The 15,965-nt window shown below is 53.5% G+C and carries 15 protein-coding genes; 5 read left to right on the top strand and 10 right to left on the bottom strand.

Annotated features, from left to right (window positions below; genetic code table 11):
• Positions 1-21 precede the first annotated feature (21 nt).
• From VE954_RS11720 to VE954_RS11735, 4 genes are read left to right on the top strand one after another with little or no spacing between them, the layout of a single operon-like run.
• Positions 22-522, top strand: coding sequence for a hypothetical protein (locus VE954_RS11720; protein ID WP_324952869.1), 501 nt, complete (start codon positions 22-24; stop codon positions 520-522).
• Positions 519-1,319, top strand: a complete 801-nt coding sequence (locus VE954_RS11725; protein ID WP_324952871.1) for an ABC transporter permease — start codon at positions 519-521, stop codon at positions 1,317-1,319. The genes VE954_RS11720 and VE954_RS11725 overlap by 4 nt, the downstream gene beginning before the upstream one ends.
• Positions 1,313-2,068 carry an ABC transporter ATP-binding protein gene (locus VE954_RS11730; RefSeq protein ID WP_324952873.1) on the top strand — a complete coding sequence of 252 codons (756 nt, stop codon included), beginning with the start codon at positions 1,313-1,315 and terminating at the stop codon, positions 2,066-2,068. The genes VE954_RS11725 and VE954_RS11730 overlap by 7 nt, the downstream gene beginning before the upstream one ends.
• Positions 2,065-2,931, top strand: coding sequence for an MlaD family protein (locus VE954_RS11735; RefSeq protein ID WP_324952875.1), 867 nt, complete (start codon positions 2,065-2,067; stop codon positions 2,929-2,931). The genes VE954_RS11730 and VE954_RS11735 overlap by 4 nt, the downstream gene beginning before the upstream one ends.
• A gap of 22 nt (positions 2,932-2,953) precedes the next feature.
• Here VE954_RS11735 and VE954_RS11740 read toward each other — a convergent pair whose 3' ends face one another.
• The 9 genes from VE954_RS11740 to VE954_RS11780 all read right to left on the bottom strand — a co-directional run bounded on the left by VE954_RS11740 (position 2,954) and on the right by VE954_RS11780 (position 14,572).
• Entirely contained in the window at positions 2,954-3,643 is a 690-nt protein-coding gene (locus VE954_RS11740) for a patatin-like phospholipase family protein (protein ID WP_324952877.1), read from the bottom strand.
• Positions 3,644-3,790: 147 nt separating this feature from the next.
• Positions 3,791-4,054: a GlsB/YeaQ/YmgE family stress response membrane protein gene (locus VE954_RS11745; RefSeq protein WP_324952879.1), complete on the bottom strand. Its 264-nt coding sequence runs from the start codon at positions 4,052-4,054 to the stop codon at positions 3,791-3,793.
• Positions 4,055-4,272: 218 nt separating this feature from the next.
• Positions 4,273-4,956, bottom strand: coding sequence for a 2OG-Fe(II) oxygenase (locus VE954_RS11750; RefSeq protein WP_324952881.1), 684 nt, complete (start codon positions 4,954-4,956; stop codon positions 4,273-4,275).
• Positions 4,944-5,831 carry a 1,4-dihydroxy-2-naphthoyl-CoA synthase gene (locus tag VE954_RS11755; protein ID WP_324952883.1) on the bottom strand — a complete coding sequence of 296 codons (888 nt, stop codon included), beginning with the start codon at positions 5,829-5,831 and terminating at the stop codon, positions 4,944-4,946. The genes VE954_RS11750 and VE954_RS11755 overlap by 13 nt, the downstream gene beginning before the upstream one ends.
• 94 nt (positions 5,832-5,925) lie before the next feature.
• Positions 5,926-6,699 (bottom strand): class III extradiol ring-cleavage dioxygenase, encoded by a 774-nt coding sequence (locus VE954_RS11760; RefSeq protein WP_324952884.1) that lies wholly within the window; start codon positions 6,697-6,699, stop codon positions 5,926-5,928.
• Positions 6,700-6,731: 32 nt separating this feature from the next.
• Positions 6,732-7,115 carry a response regulator gene (locus tag VE954_RS11765; RefSeq protein ID WP_324952886.1) on the bottom strand — a complete coding sequence of 128 codons (384 nt, stop codon included), beginning with the start codon at positions 7,113-7,115 and terminating at the stop codon, positions 6,732-6,734.
• Positions 7,116-7,524: 409 nt separating this feature from the next.
• A complete protein-coding gene (locus tag VE954_RS11770; protein WP_324952888.1) occupies positions 7,525-8,208 on the bottom strand; it encodes a hypothetical protein in 684 nt (227 codons plus the stop codon).
• Between the two features lie 149 nt (positions 8,209-8,357).
• Complete coding sequence (locus VE954_RS11775; RefSeq protein WP_324952890.1) at positions 8,358-9,137, bottom strand: hypothetical protein; 780 nt, start codon at positions 9,135-9,137, stop codon at positions 8,358-8,360.
• Positions 9,138-9,349: 212 nt separating this feature from the next.
• Positions 9,350-14,572, bottom strand: a complete 5,223-nt coding sequence (locus VE954_RS11780) for a SpoIIE family protein phosphatase (RefSeq protein ID WP_324952892.1) — start codon at positions 14,570-14,572, stop codon at positions 9,350-9,352.
• Between the two features lie 154 nt (positions 14,573-14,726).
• Between VE954_RS11780 and VE954_RS11785 the strand changes: the two genes are divergently transcribed.
• A complete protein-coding gene (locus tag VE954_RS11785) occupies positions 14,727-15,374 on the top strand; it encodes a class I SAM-dependent methyltransferase (RefSeq protein WP_324952894.1) in 648 nt (215 codons plus the stop codon).
• Here the strand turns inward: VE954_RS11785 and VE954_RS11790 are convergent, their stop codons facing one another.
• Positions 15,375-15,965: a hypothetical protein gene (locus VE954_RS11790; RefSeq protein WP_324952896.1), complete on the bottom strand. Its 591-nt coding sequence runs from the start codon at positions 15,963-15,965 to the stop codon at positions 15,375-15,377.

A 15,965-nucleotide genomic window follows, 5' to 3' on the forward strand; every position in this document is an offset into this window, starting at 1 on the left:
GTGTCTACCGGAGTCAAAGCGATGCAAAGGCCTTCCTTCTGGGTCCTGATTGGTCTCTTGTTACTGCAAACTGGTTGTCTCTCAACGATCATGGGGACCAAGGATTCGCGCAGTGAAACCTATGACATTCCTGAACCGGGTGCCGGCTGGGATCCGATTGATCCGGGTGAAGCCGATCGCTCCTATCGCAATACGCGCGATCAGGCGATTTTGAACGTCAGCTCTCTTTGCGGTGAGGCCCGGTATAAAACTCTCGAAGAGTTATCGACCGACATCCTGAAACAGCTGCCGGAGCATGAGGTGGTCGAACCGCAGAAGTCGACTCAGGTGAACGGTCATCCCGCTTTGATCACGGAAGCGCGTGGCCAGGTCGATGGCAAACCCATGAATGTTCGCATTGCCGTGATCCGTACACCGGACTGTCTGTTTGATTTTATTCTGGCTGGCGCGCAATTGGATGCGAGTAGCCGAACGGCGTTCGACGCATCACTCAAAGGTTTCAAAGAAAGAGCGGCTCGATGAAAAAATCGCATGCCATGCAGCTCTTCCTCTATAACGTCGGCACTCCCTTGGCTCAGGCGGGTGAAGTGGTTGCTGATTTTCTTTACATGACGCGGGACGTCCTGGTCTGCGTTCCCAAAGCCCTAAAATCACCTGGCGTGATTGTCGAACGGTTTCAATCCCTCGTCATCAGTTCGTGGTTTCTGGTCGTGATCACATCATTCGCCACCGGTGCTGCCATGGCCCTGCAATTCGGTCAAGGCATGTCACGTTTCGGCGGCAAGCTCTACGTGCCCGACATCATCGCCTTTGCCATCATACGAGCCCTCGGTCCCGTGTTTGCCTGCCTGATGGTAGCGGCCCGATCCGGGGGCGGAGTTGCCGCGGAATTGGGCTCCATGAAAATCACGCAACAGATTGATGCCCTCCGCGCCCTTGGAACCAAGCCCGAGGAAAAACTGGTGGCTCCCATCGTGATTGCCCTGATTCTCGGCATGCCCTTTCTCACATTTCTAGCCGATGTCGCGGGCATTACCGGTGGTCTCCTGGTGTCGGCCGGCAGCCTGGGCATTGCGCCATCGCTTTATATTGAAAAGACCATGAACGCAGTGCCCTTTGATGACCTTTTATTTAGTCTGGCCAAGACCTCAATTTTTGGCGGCATCATCGGGCTTATTGCCTGCTTCATGGGCATGCGCACCCAAACCGGAACATCGGGTATCGGCATAGCCACCACCACGGCGATTGTCGCGGCTAACATCTTTGTTTTGGTCGGTGATTTTTTCATCACCAAGCTGCAATGGATCATGCAATGGTAATGGAAACGGAAACCGTACACCCTCTGCTTTCAATTCGCGGCCTGGAGACACGCTTCGGCTCTAAAACCATTCATAGCGGATTGGACCTTGACGTCTACCGCGGGGAAATTCTGGTTCTCTTCGGCGGCAGTGGAACAGGAAAAAGTACTCTGCTCCGGGCCATTATCGGTCTGGATGCCCCGGCGGCTGGTTCCATTCTGTTGGAAGATCAGGATATCACGCAGATCGACCAGAATGCCTGGCGCGAGGTTCGCAAGAAAGTAGGCTACTCCTTCCAGAATGGGGCTCTGTTCGATAGTCTGACCGTGGCCGAAAACCTGGAATACCCTCTGCGTGAGCTGACGGATATGCCGCTTGACGACATCCGCAAAGCGCGCGAGGACATGCTCGACCGCATCGGCATGCCCGAGGTCGGGGATCTCTATCCGGCGGAATTGAGCGGTGGCATGCAAAAGCGTGTGGGTATGGCCCGGGCGCTGATGCTGAATCCGGCTTTGATTCTTTATGATGAACCCACGGCAGGTCTTGACCCTGCCAATATCAAAAAAATTGCCAACCTTATGCTCGATCGCAAAGCCAACGGCTTGACGGGCATCCTGGTCACGCATGATGTGCCGTGCGCCCTGATGGTCGCGGACCGCATTGCTTTTCTCTACGAAGGCAAAATTGCCGTGATTCAGGATCGCGCTACGATCGATCGTGAACCGGACGAACGCATTGCAGCTTACATCAAGGGAGACGTCGAATGAAAATTGCAACCATTAGGACCAAAATCAAGCTGGGTGTTTTTGTCATCTGTGTGGCCGCGGTCGCCGCTCTGGCTCTTTTGTTGGCAGGTGACAATGTCACTCTGTTCAAAAAATCGCGGGAATACAAGGCTCATTTCACCAACACCGGGGGCCTGATTGAAGGCGCTCCCGTCCGCATTGGTGGGGTCGAGGTCGGCCACGTTTCGAAAATCGTGATCGCCTCACCGAACGGCGATCTGGCGATTGTTGCAACTTTGAAAATCAATAGTCCCTATGATGATCTGATCAACAGCAGCGCTTCGGTGGCTTTGGAAACCCAGGGCCTTTTAGGTGACAAATTCGTTTCCCTTTATCCTGGCTCCGGCCTTTCGAAGGAACCCTTGGAAGAAGGCGCGATCATTGCGACGCGCGAAGCCGAGGGACTGAATAAAATGGTGGAAAAATCCAGCGACATTATGGATCAAGTCAGCAACACGACCAAAAAAATTGATGACTTCGCTGCCGGCTTGCCCGATGCGAAAATGGTGACTTCAGCCTCCAATGACTTTGCAGCCTCAACCCGGGCTTTGCGGGAGCTGATGACCCGAATGGCAGCCGAAGATTCTGCCATTGCCATGCTCAACGATCCTGAATCCAAACGCATGCTGCGCAACAGCCTGCAGAATATGGAAAGCGCCACCGCCCATCTCGATTCCGTGGCGAAGAAAATTGATGGGGGTCAGGGCACACTCGGGGCTCTGGTGAACGATCGCAGCATGTATGAAGATATGCGTTCCATTCTGGGCAAGATCGATCGTGGTAAAATCGCCCGCCGCGTCTTTATCGAGGCCGCGGAACAGGACAGCAAGGACGCACCACGTTAAAAAGTGAACAGAGAGTGAAGGATTACGCTCTGCGCAGGGTCACACCAATTTCAAAACAGCGTTCAAAGGTTTCCTGCATTTGAGCATCGGTCATAAACAGCGGGGACCCTTTTGGTCTCGGCAGGACAATGCGCCGTTGAAAAATGTCACGGTTCAAGGGCCCAAGGCGGCCAAAGTCATAGGAAATCATCCATTTTTCGCTGGTAGGCAGGGGCGATGTGAAGTTGTTGGTGACAAAACCACCATCAATGCAGCCATCGAAATGCGGCACGAAATTGGTCAGAAAGGGAATCGTGGACGATTTGATAATCGTGCGATAGGCCTGATCGGAAGGACCGGCAAGGATATCTTCCGTGACGAAGCGTCGACTCTTCAGGCTCACGTAACCCACAAAAAAGTGCCGCAATCCATTCTTCATAAAACTATCGTGTGTGACAATAAAGGGTTCGCAAAGCTTGCGAATGGTTTCGCCCTGCATGTCAAAGGGCGGCAGAAACCGCTTGAGGGGTTTACTGACTAAATCACGTGCGGACTGAAAACACGCCAGTGCACGATTTGCATCACTGTTGCTGTAGGTGAGGTACGCCGCATGACTTCCCGATGAGACAGAGCAGACGACATCCGGAACCAAACGACGTTCCTTGAGCCCGCACAGAAATCCTGTTAAACCCACGCCCCACAAACCGCCTCCTGGCAAGGAAAATTCCAACATAGCTTCATCTCCTGCACATTGAGCTTTCCTGAAAGGGGCGCGCTTATGCTGCCCTCGATCAAACAATGCGAATTCGATGCCAGGATGCGGAATAAAAAAAGGGAAGTCTTATGACTTCCCCTCGCAATGTCGCTATTTCAAACCTGATTACGTTCGCTGCGCTCTGTGAATAAGCCGCAGCAACAATAACAAAACAATCGCGCCGATGAAGGCTACGAAAATAGTTCCCGCTATCCCGCCGAAAGGAGTACCAACGCCGAGCTCGCGGAAAAGAAAACCGCCGATAAAAGCACCGACGATGCCAATCACTATATCTCCCAGCACGCCATAGCCTCCACCTACCACAGCGGATGCCAGCCAGCCGGCAATCAATCCAATTACAGCCCAAATCAAGATGGTTTCCAAAGTCATATACGTCCCCTTTACGCAGGTTGCCTCATTACCGTATCTTCCACCCTGGGCTTTGCAAAACCTTTGCCACCGTCCGCGGAACCGGGTCCTTGCCAACCCTATCGAGCCGCAAGATAGCTCAGCTCAAGGGCTTGCTGGCTTTTCACCCGTCAGGAAGACAAAAGTCAAAGGCTGTCTTCTAACCACCTGCTTAGGAAATTCCATACAGACTGCTGCGGTCACAGTGCAGCCGGGTCGGGGAAAAGGGCGGTTCCCTGGAGGAAGGCATCATGAGCTGAAATCGATTTTAACCAGCCCGTCAGCGAAAGCCGTTGCCTTTGGGTGGGCCTCACCTCGTGCGGAAACCGTTCACTGTCAAAAATCACAAGGGTACCGAAGGTGGGCGGAATAACCTGGAGGATTTCGTCGTCATGCAGTGGATTATAAATCACCAGGTCGCCACCATCCTCGGACTTCCAGTTTCGATTCAGGAAGAGGACCAGCGACAGACGTCGGCCGTTATCGGCTTGAAAACGATCCCGGTGCTTCTGATAAAAGGCACCCGGTTCATAACAAGCAAAGTGGCATTCGAAAGCGTTAAGAGCCAGATAGAGGCTTTGATTGACCGCACGGCTCCACACCCGAATGGCTTGAAAAAAGGCGGCGATATCGGGCTGAGGATCATTGGCTTCAAGCCAGTGAATCCGATCACTGCGAATAGTGGCCGCTGCCTGCTGCTGATAACCCTTGCCGATATGGGCAGGGGCCGAATAGCCCGCCGCATAACGACTTTGCCACTCCTGCAAAAGCCCTTCCGTACAGGCAGTTGGCAAAGCCTCAGGCATCACGATCAAACCTTGCTCCGCCAGGCGATCGATCCATTCGGGTTGATCCACAAAAGGGCCTGGCATCAGTAAGGCCATGGAAAGCTGGAAAAATCCTGCTTCCGTTTTTCAAGGAAAGCCCGACGTCCTTCTTCGGCCTCGTCGGTACCATAGGCCAGACGGGTGGCTTCACCGGCAAAGAGCTGCTGCCCGACGAGGCCGTCGTCGATCAGATTGAAGCTGAACTTCAACATACGAATCGCCGTGGGTGACTTGCTGTTGATCTCGGCCGCCCATTCCAACGCCACATCTTCCAATTTTTCATGCGGCACGACCTTATTTACCATGCCCATATCAAAAGCTTCCTGAGCACTGTAGTTGGCACCCAAAAAGAAAATTTCGCGCGCCCGTTTCTGCCCTACCATGCGGGCGAGATAGGCCGAACCAAAGCCGCCGTCGAAACTTGCGACATCGGCATCGGTTTGTTTGAAGATCGCATGCTCCTGACTGGCCAGAGTCAGATCACAGACCACATGCAAACTATGCCCGCCACCAACGGCCCAGCCCGGCACAACTGCCATCACAACCTTCGGCATAAAGCGGATGAGCCTCTGCACTTCCAAAATATGCAGACGGCCGAGACGCGTGGGCGCCGACCCGTTATTTTCATATTGATACCCTTCCTTGCCGCGAATGCGCTGATCACCTCCCGAACAGAAGGCCCAGCCGCCATCCTTGGGGGATGGCCCATTGCCTGTGATCAGCACGACACCCACATCATCCGTGCATCGTGCATGATCCAAAGCTATATAAAGCTCATCCACAGTTTTCGGACGAAAGGCATTACGCACCTCAGGGCGATTGAACGCAACCCGAACTGTCCCCTGCCCCACCGCGCGGTGATAGGTGATATCGGAAAAATCAAAGCCAGGAACCTTCTCCCAGCTAGCCTTGCGAAAAAGTGGAGAAACCATGACGTACCTCATGTTGAGCCGTTTCAGGCCTCATTTATTCAACAGATCGGCCAAAGCGTCAATGACGAATCCCTGATTTGACCCGGGATGGGCCTTACTCGAATTGAATGCAAAGTCGGCTGAGAGCCGCGTGCTCCATGCCCTGGATAGGAAACGTAAGGCGTGAAAGTCCATCCCAGGCGGCGCCCATGGCCACCAGAAGCGGAGCATAATGATCGTTGGTGGGATGATTCTTGCGAAATAAAGGCTGGATGAAACGGGGCTCGATCAAGGCGTCCTTGTCGCCCGCCAGCAATCGATCCCGCAACCAGACCTCGTAATCCGTCACCCACGCTGGCACATTGTCACTCTTTTCCTCGAACGCTCCAAGATTATGCGTGGCGGATCCGCTGGCTAAAATAAGAATCCCTTGCCGACGCAAAGGGGCGAGGCGTTGGCCCAGTTCAAAAAATCGTGGAAACTTGTCACGCAGGCGCAGAGCCAAAGGTAAAACAGGAACGGACGCCTCGGGATACATGTGCATCAGCGGCACCCAGGCCCCATGATCCAGGCCACGCTCGACTTCTGGCAGTGGACCGACACACGCCTGCACAAGGGCTCTTTGTTCGGTAGAAAAACCATGCGCTGGATATTGAATGGTCTTGAGCTCATCACCAAATCCGGCAAAATCGTGAAGAGTCGGTAAAGGATCGGAACATGACATTTGCATTTCACGTTCCCACCAATGGGCCGAAATCACCAGAATCCCGCGAGGCTGAGGCAAGGTAGCGGCCCACTCTCGCAAAAAAGCGCCCTGTTCCCGGTCCAGGGCTTTCGTGGGCGCTCCATGAGAAACAAAAAGCACCGGCATCAGGGTGGCAGGGGACATCACATCACTCCTGGATTCGCACGGATCGAGGCTTAGACAGGGTTTTGATTGCGGGCACTGGAGATGATGGCCTGACAGAGTTTGTCGTAATCGACAGGTTTATTCAAAAGGTCGCGCGCGCCCAGTTTGCGGGCTTCTTCCAGACTGATTTCGGAGTAGCCGCTGACCAGGAAGACCATGGGCTTGCGCTTGGTCATATGACTGATCCGTGTCAACAATTCGACACCATTTCCATTGGGCATGCGAACATCACTCACCACCACATCAAAATCATTTTTGCAGATCAGCTGATACGCGGCATCGCCGCTTTCCGCCTCGAGTACTTGAAAACCCTTATCGATTAATATAAACGCGACCAGTTCACGCAAAACCGGCTCGTCATCCACTACCAGCACCGAAATTGGATTTTCGTTCATTTGTAACACCCATGAGACTTTCGCAGGCCTTAAGTCCTTATAATACAGAAGGCCCCGGGTTCCCTCAGCTTTTTTTTACTCTTTGGGACTTCTTCACAAAAGGCGCGAAGCGTCTGGGACAGGATCATACTACGATCTTCGTGAATAACCGATATGAGTCATAGCCGATTCCAGGCCTTGAGACCATGTTGCGATGCTGCGAATATCCACCAAATACCACGAAAAGCAGCTAAAAATCCTGGAGAGCGCGAGTCTTTTTTCTTGGCGGCGGTCGGGGTCATTTTTTACGATCAGTCTCCCTGGCTCTGGCCTATGGGAGTTTTCTGCTATAGGCTCTTTCCGCGGGTCTGTTTAGGACCTGGTGGCGCCCTTCCTGGCGGTGGGTTTTTTTGGGAGTGTGTCGACACACTCATATTCGGGCCGCATCCTGATCCAAACGCGACAGCAAAAGCAAAATATAGCTGATATCGAGAGGTTTTAATGCCACGCAATGCAGCTCATTGTTCATCAGCTTTTTGAGTGGTTCCACCAAGGTTGCCTGAGAACTCAGAAGAATGAAGACACCGCGATGGGCCTTCAATCGGGCCAAGTCTTTTTTTGCTTCGTCAAACCCCAATTTATCAATATCAAACACGATCGGATAAACATGGGTCAATGCCTGCTGCACTAAATGGTCGATGTCACCACCAGTGATCACAGTAAAATGCAGCGCTTCAAAGAGAGTTTGATAACGGCTGCGTGCTTGCAAGTCCCGCGATACGATCACCAGCGGTTCCTTTTTCAAATCCTTTTTCAAACGATGAGCTGATTTCAGATAGGCGTTCGTCATGTCAGTGACAGTCAGCATGCCCAGAATATCGCTTTGATGCATTGAACCCGCGCTCACTGGGAAATGGCGCGGACGCTTTTGAAAAAACATATCACCCACATCAACTTCCAGGTGAGCCAGGCGAGCAACATGCACGGGGCGGGTCATGAAAGCGTTGACGCTGGCCTCCAGCTTTTCCGGCTTTTCCAGCAGCGTAAACTTCTGCACGATGTCGCGCTCTGTGACAATACCAACCACCTGCTGGTCACGATTCAGAACCAGCACACTGCTAATTCTGGTCGCGCATCGTGGCGACAACCTCCGTCATGGTTTGCTCGCTGTCAACGAACACAAGATGGCGTTTGATAAGATTTTTCATACGTGTGCCTCCCCTCTCTCTGTCTTCATAGGAGAGAGAAGGCCCGTCAATGACATTAGCCGCGAATATCCCTGAGCAGGGGCGTGGCCTCTGGCGCAAGGTTGGGCGGATTGATAACAAATCGGCGAATTTCCCGCTCAGGCAGCGGCGTATCCTTGGATTGATTCAGGACCTGATAAAACTCCTCTTTCCGCAAACGCGGCAGCGAAGCCTTCTGCTCAGGACTCATAGTTTTGAGCGTCCCTTTCAGGTAATACAGGGCCTGCAGCCGCAAAACGCGGCCTTTCTTGAGCACGGCGGACTGGTAAGCTGAGCCGCGCTCACGGTCCGAGGCATTGTGATAGCAACCGACCCATTTGCTCGAGCAGCGCTGGTAAATGTGCTCGCCAAATTTCTCCAGTAAATACTCCACCTGTGCTGCTGGGGAAAGCATGCGCAAGGGATCCCGACCAAAACTGTCCTGGTGCCAGGCCCAGTTGAACTGCATCGCCCCAATATCAACGCTGGCCGCCTTTTCCTTGCTCCTTGGGGATTTTCTGCGCAAATCTTTCAGAAAATTGATCGCGGCTTCACCCCGATAAACTCGACCGCCCTCTTCACTGTTGTCGCGGGCGATCACAAAACGAAAGCTGGATTCCTGGTTGACGATCTGCCAGATGATGTCGGGATTGGTTGTCTGGCAAGCCGCAGACGCCAGCTCTTCCAGGTAGGGGCGCTCCCCATTGGTCATGACATTGGGATTAACCTTCGCAGCGGTTTCCTGAAAGACCGTTTCACAATTTTGCCCGGCGTGTGCCGCCGCATACAAAATAACGCTGAGAGTGAAAGGACCCATTTGTGACAAGCCTCTAGAGTGGTGGTAGAGCCTTGCTGCAAAAGCCATGCTCGGACGGCCTTTGTATCAAAGCAATGACTTGACAGACAAAAAAATGACTGTAAGCCGACACTGTTGTCGCCCCCCAATAGGGGTCGGCTGAATATTACGTCGAGAATGGGGAAAATGGAAGACCAGGAATCATGCAGAGTCGAATGGGCCGATACAGAGGCTCAAGCAGAATCGCTCCAGGGCTCGTCCAAAGCCTTGTCCAAAGCCTCGCCCCAGCGCACGAGAAGGAAGGTGACATCATCGGATGGCTTGTGTTCTTTCCAAAGATGAAAGGCTTCCTCAAGGATTTGACGACGCAAATCATGAGGAGATCGTGAATTTTCCAAAATCTTTTCCAGGGTCCGCAGATTTATTTTTTCGCCCTGCGGCCCTACATTTTCGAGGAGTCCATCGGTAAAGAGAAACAGGGCATCACCTTTTTCCAACTGAAAGCTTCGTGGCTTCCAGTTGCCATCGCTGCGATGACCCAGTGGACTGCCTGCAGCTTTTAGACCACTCACCCGCTGACGGCCGAGGAGCAAACCTGGTTGATGACCAGCGCTGATCATCGTGCCGGTCCCGGTTTTGGTATCGATACCAATGAAGACCATCGTCATAAGTCGATCGACTTTTGCACCAGTCTCCAAGACGGTTTGATTCGTTGCTTTCACCAGGGTCATGAGAGTCTCTTCCAAGCTCAGCTCCACACGCGCTGAACGGAAGGCATAGAGTGTTGAGTATATGGATCCTGCAGCGGTCCCGGTAATCAAGGAGGACGGGACGCCATGACCGGTGACATCACCGACAAAAAGGTAAAGTCGACCTTGAACTTCATCCTCAAAATAACCGAACCAATCACCGCCGCTGATCTCAGCTGAACGGTAATAGTGAGAGATTGCGTAATGCGGACTGATGGAGTGATTTGGCAACAGGGCACTTTGCACCTGCCTAACCTCGCGAAATGAGGCTTCCAGAGAGCTGGCCTTGGAGGAAAGTTCAATACGCCCGGCCGTAATTTGCGCGAGCAGTTCCAACACTTCTATTTTTTGGCCGTTGAAGGCGTGCGAGGTCTGACGATGTTCGAGATACAGAGCTCCCAACAGTTCATAAGCGTCGCGATCACCCGTGATGATCGGCAGGCAAACAATAGCCCGGACGCCGGTTTTAATGATGTAAAGTTCTTTTTCAAGTCCCGGCAGCATGCTCTGTGCGACGTGCGCGTCGTCGATCACCAGCTTGCTTCTGGTGCGTTCGATATAACCGATCACGGGCCAACAGACGCTTGAGGAATCCTGAATAGCATCCGGACTTTTAACGTCGACCTGACCGTCCTGAAAGCTGGCAATCACTTTCCAGGTGTGCGATACGCCATCACGAGTGAGCAGCTGTCCGGTCGGGGCTCCTGAAAGTTGCGCCGCGTACGCCACCACTTTCTTAAAGAGCAAACGATCGTCAGATTCACGCGCGATATCGGCGATCGCGGCACGGAATGAAATGAGATCATTGCCACCCGTACTGACCAAATCCTCGATAGGCGCCATAGGCGAGGCCAGCGTCACGCGGTTGAGCAGAGCCTGAGCCTTCCGCACGCCACCCCATTCAGCATAAAGCCGAAGAGCTAATCCAAGCCAATGATCAGCGCTCTCCTGCAATTTCATCGCCTGGCATAAAAAGCCGAGCTGCTCGGCCGCAAGGGCTTCTTCAAAGCCAAAGCCAGACGCCCTGGCCGCGAGCATGGCCTCATGCAAAAGACGCATCGCCTCATCATTTCGTTCATTGATGATGGCCCACTCGGCCTGCAGGATAAAAACACGATGCTGCACATTGCAGGGCACCTGATTCATAAAGGTCTTAAGCGCCAGCAGATTTTTCTTGGCTTGGCGTTCGAGGCGACGCCGCTCCCAGCCTTGCTTGCGACTGGAAAGCTTAAGGCTTGCCATGGCTCCGTAGAAGAGCACTGTGGTGAGTCCCCACGATCCCAGGACCGCCTCGCGCAGACGCAACGCTTCATTCGCGTGATGGCAGGCGCGTTCCCATTCTTCCGCATAGAACGCCAGCATGAGCTTGGCTGAATGATAGTAGAAAGCACAGTCCTGAACGGTATGCAAAAAGTTGCTGTACTCGTCTTCGTCGAACCATGGACCTTTTAAGTCGAGAGGATTTTTGGTCTCGCCCAAAAGAACAGCCGCCGCCTGCACGAACACACTGCGATGGGGGATCAAATGCTCCTGGTGCAGCTCGTCCAGAAGCCTCGCATACTTTTGCATTTCGTCCTGGAAAATTTTCAAAGGACGGCCGGACTGGAAGCTATAGATCGCATACAAATTAAAGGAGTGAGTGGCAAACTCATAATCGCCGCAATCGAGCGCCTTTTGAAAATTGCCCAGGAGGGTTTGCATGCTGCGGCCAATGGGCTCCAACCAGGGTCGAATGAAGCCTTGATAGAGCAGCTCAACCCGGCAACGCATGCTCGGACTGCTGCCATGTTTCGCCTGCTGACGGGCCAACATGGAAAGATCCGCCGCATAGGATACCCGACCGGTTAAAGCCAGCAGGATCATGGCAAAGCTTTGGCAGATCACAGGTAAAGCTGGCAGGGATCCCACCTGATGGCCCACCTGGATGGCCTTACAGACGAACAGCGGAGCTAAAAATGGCTCGACCAAATAGGAAGCGGAGGAGAGGCGTTCCCCGAGACGAAACGCAGCTTCCATCCGGGCATCCTGGGATGGCCCCATGGTCATAATGCGTTCTATGACATGCCGGGGATCACCTAACGAGATGACTTTAATCAGCTCCCGAATGAGCTGCGGGCGCCCGGTAAATTCTGGTACCGGTAAACCCAACTCATGGATGATCCTTTTGCCGTAAAGGATGCCCTGGAAAATATTGCGCCGCAGAAGATCCTCGACCATCAATTCCTGACAGGGGAAAGCATCCAAAGGATTGCGCGCATTCTCGACCACATCCCGGACAGCCGCGTCCAGGTCCTCACGCAGCTCGTACATAAAAGCGGCGGCTGCCTTTTCTGTCAGGAGATCAATGCAAAGCTGATAATGCTGCTCCCAGCGGTCGGCTTTAAAACAGGCCAAGGCCTGCTCGACCAGATGAAGACAAAGTTCATAATCGCAAATTTTCCGCGCTTCCCGGGCCGCTCTCAGATTGATGCGCGCCACTTCCTCGGCATGGAAGAAGGCCTGATGAAAACGCGCCTGGTCGAGGCAGCGAGCCGCCTTCATCAGAGTTTGCATGCGGAAGGTGCCATGTTCCTGGAGCCGCAAATAAAGATAGATTTGTTCGTGGAGCGTCCGGCTTTCAGCTGGTGACAGCCGATTGAGAATGCTATCGCGCCAGCCTTTAGCCACGAACATGAAACTGCACGACCGACTGGAATCAATTTGAAACTGACGGAATTCGCTGGTCCGCACGGCGACGATAAGGCCGCTCTGAATCGCATCATGGAGCGTATCAAAAAGTCCACAGCGCATGGTGGATGCAGGCACCAAAGCCTGCAGGTCATGACTCTGGAAACTAATACCCAAAATGGCCGCATATTTTAAATAATCATAACCCGGATGCCAACGCCATTCTTCCTGCAGGCTGACCATATTGGGTGACATGGCTTGGCAGATCCGTACTACATCATCTCTGACCTGCCACCGATGATGGACCGCGTCAAAGGCCAGCGCACCCATGCCACACAATTTATCAATGACGGAGGCCACCAGACCCGTATCACCCTGGCTCATAAGATGGAGCTGCTCCCCCAGGGCCTCGAAACTGGCATCCTGATTACGAGCCATATCCTGGATCATCTGTACCATGTCGCGGCGTTCCGGCCTTGGAACCTGAATTTCGAGATACGACGGTTGTTGGGAGGCGAGCTGCAAAAACTCATTGAAGGTCGTGGAAGCTTCGGGATCGCCTTCGCGGAACGCTCCGATAAACAAAAGATGCGGCACGGGATCATGAAGGGTCAGGCTCATCAGCAGACGGGCCGTACTGCCATCCAAAAACTGCAGCTGATCGAGAAACAGGAGCAGAGGATGGTTCGGTTCGCAGAGGACCCGCACCAGGTTCTTTAAGGTTAATTCGAAGCGGCTTTCCTGCTGTTTTGGCGGCAAATCCAGCAGCGCGGTCATGCCAGGGCAGAGATGGTCGAGGCTGGGTAAAAGATCCATCAGCACCGCAAGGTTCGGACCGCACGATTCGGTGATTTTTTTACGCCAGTATTCCAATTCATTCCTGGGTCGATGCAAAAGCTGCATCAGATGCAGATCCAGCAGCAAGGCCAGGCTTTCATAGGGAACACCCAGGCGATGCTTTTGCAAACAGCCTTGCAGAAGGTAGCCGCGGCTTTTAGCCAAAGGACGCCACAGCTCTTTGACCAGCAACGCCTTGCCGGCATATTCCGGCCCCCGCAGCATGATCATCGTCGGACGGCCTTCCAAAAACCCATCGACGCCGCGAATCAACGTCTGGAGCGCATCCACCCGTCCATAGATTTTTTCCGGAATGCTCAGCTTGTCGAGCACGTCCGTGGCGGCCAAAGGAAAACGGGTGCCGGGTGGGACGCGGCCTTCCACCAGATCAGCGGCCAGAATCAGATCCGCGCGAATGCCATCAAAGGTGAGATAGCGATCCACGGGAACTTTTTCCAGGAGCTTATGCACAATCTGCGACAGGGGGATGGGCAGGCCATCCACAACCTTATATAAGGGTTTGGGGACAACCGACAGATGCTGATAAAGCAATTCGCGCGCATCATGACTCTGAAAGGCATTGGCCCCGGAAAAAATACGATAATAGACCTGGCCCAAGGCGTAATAGTCACTGGCGCGCGACAGTCGGTTTTCAATCTGCCCAAACTGTTCCGGCGCCATGAAAGGCAGCGAAACCTGGGGAAAGGGAATATCCTGGACCAAAGCCCCACGATGCCCCTCGTGGACTGAGAAATAAAGATCCTGGAATAAAATCGATTGCCCATCCTTGCTGATACGAATCAGATGCGGACACAAGGTACGATGAATCAGCATGACTTCATGCATCATGCTCAGCGCGTCCAGAATCAGCTGCCCGATGCGAAGTTTTTCGGAAAGATTGGGCGTTTCAATGTGCAGGTAATGGTCAAGGCTGAGCGTGTCATGAAAATGGTAGGCGGCCCAGGTTGTATGCCCTTCATTCCAAAGGCTGATCACCTCGGGAAGGCAGGGCAGGCGGAAACTTTCCAGCAACTGGGCTTCGGCTTCCAGAAGACCGACGTTCCATTCCGGATGCAAGGAACTATCGAATGATTTTAAGAGGACACGTGTTCCGTCAGACGTCTGCGCACGCGACACACGAATGCCGCAAAGCTCACAGAGAAGCTCGACATCGGTGAAGAGTTGGCTGTTCCAGACGCTCATTGGCCCTCCTTGGCCCACACAGAAACGTCGTTAAATCCCCCTTCCCTTTCGGGCTTTGCCCCAAAACATTGAGCCTCGCTTGACTTGGAAGTTCTCTCAAGGTAGGAAACTTTTTCCCATTGAACCGGGCCGTCAGGGCCATGAAAATGGAAGTATGAAAAATCGCTTTACCGTAAAAACAGTCGACGTGGCTCAGGAACGCTTTGAGCTCGAAATCTTCGCGGATCTTGATCGCGAATTTTCAGCCCATTTTGATGAATTAAGCGATCCGGCCAAGGGCTTGCCCGAACCGCCGCTGTTTGGCAGCCTATGGCCAGCCGCGGAAGGTCTGGCGTCTTATCTTGTCCAAAAAAGGTGGCCTCTGCGTGGCCAGCGGGTATTGGAAATCGGCTGCGGCTTGGGCCTACCCAGCCTGCTCTGTGCTCGCATGGGGGCTCAGGTCGAGACCATGGACCACCACCCCGGCGTGGCGTCCCTCCTGGCCCGCAATTGCCAGCGCAATCGGTTGAAGACCCTGACCTTTCATCTGACGTCCTTTCAAAATGCCAAAACCCAGCTCGGGACCTATGACCTGATTCTGGGGAGTGACATCCTTTACGAACCGGATCTCTATGCCCAACTTGAGGATTTTATTCAGCGCCATGCGGGACAACGATGTCACGTGATCATTGCGGATCCAGGGCGGTATGCAGTGGCTCGGTTCGGCTCCGACCTGAAGCAAAAATATCACTACGAACAAGAAAAGCTCATGATTCCAGGTCATGAGCTGCCGATCGATATTCATTATTTCCGACTGGGTTAATCAGTCCTGCAGGGCCTCATAGAGGCGCACGATTTCGTCAGGAAAACCCTGGACCAGTTGCTTTTGGCTGGTCGAATCCAACCTCGCCCCCTTCACATACTTATCCAGACACTGGGCTCGAATGACTGTGATGGTCCTTTCGTCACGCGCGCACTCCAGATAAAAATTTCCAAAACTTTCGGCCTGTTCCGGGTGCTGAGTTTCCAGTTCAGCAATCTCGCCAAGCCGCTGCGCAGCTTCCAGAGTGGGCTGAGGCATTCGATGAACCTCGGACGGTTTCGCACGGGCTATGGCGTCCTTCTGTTGAAAGGCCTGACGCGCGGCCCGGAAGTTTTCCTGAATCTTCTCAGGGACTGGCTTGGGTGCCTTGGCTGGTGTTTCAGTTGGTGAAGGGGGAACGGCTGGCGAGCTGGACTCCGATGGCATCGTCCCCGCCCCTGATGCCTCTGGTGCGGGTTCAACGGGCTCGGGGACCTGCACGACATCCTTCCCCGATTCGGAACGTAGGTCGGCTGCTGGCCTTTTCTGAACCAGCATCAGGATCAGCACAAGGGCTGCGATAAGAAACAGAACAATGTGCTGACGCTTCAT

Source organism: Oligoflexus sp., assembly GCF_035638955.1.
In the GTDB taxonomy this organism is placed as follows: domain Bacteria; phylum Bdellovibrionota_B; class Oligoflexia; order Oligoflexales; family Oligoflexaceae; genus Oligoflexus.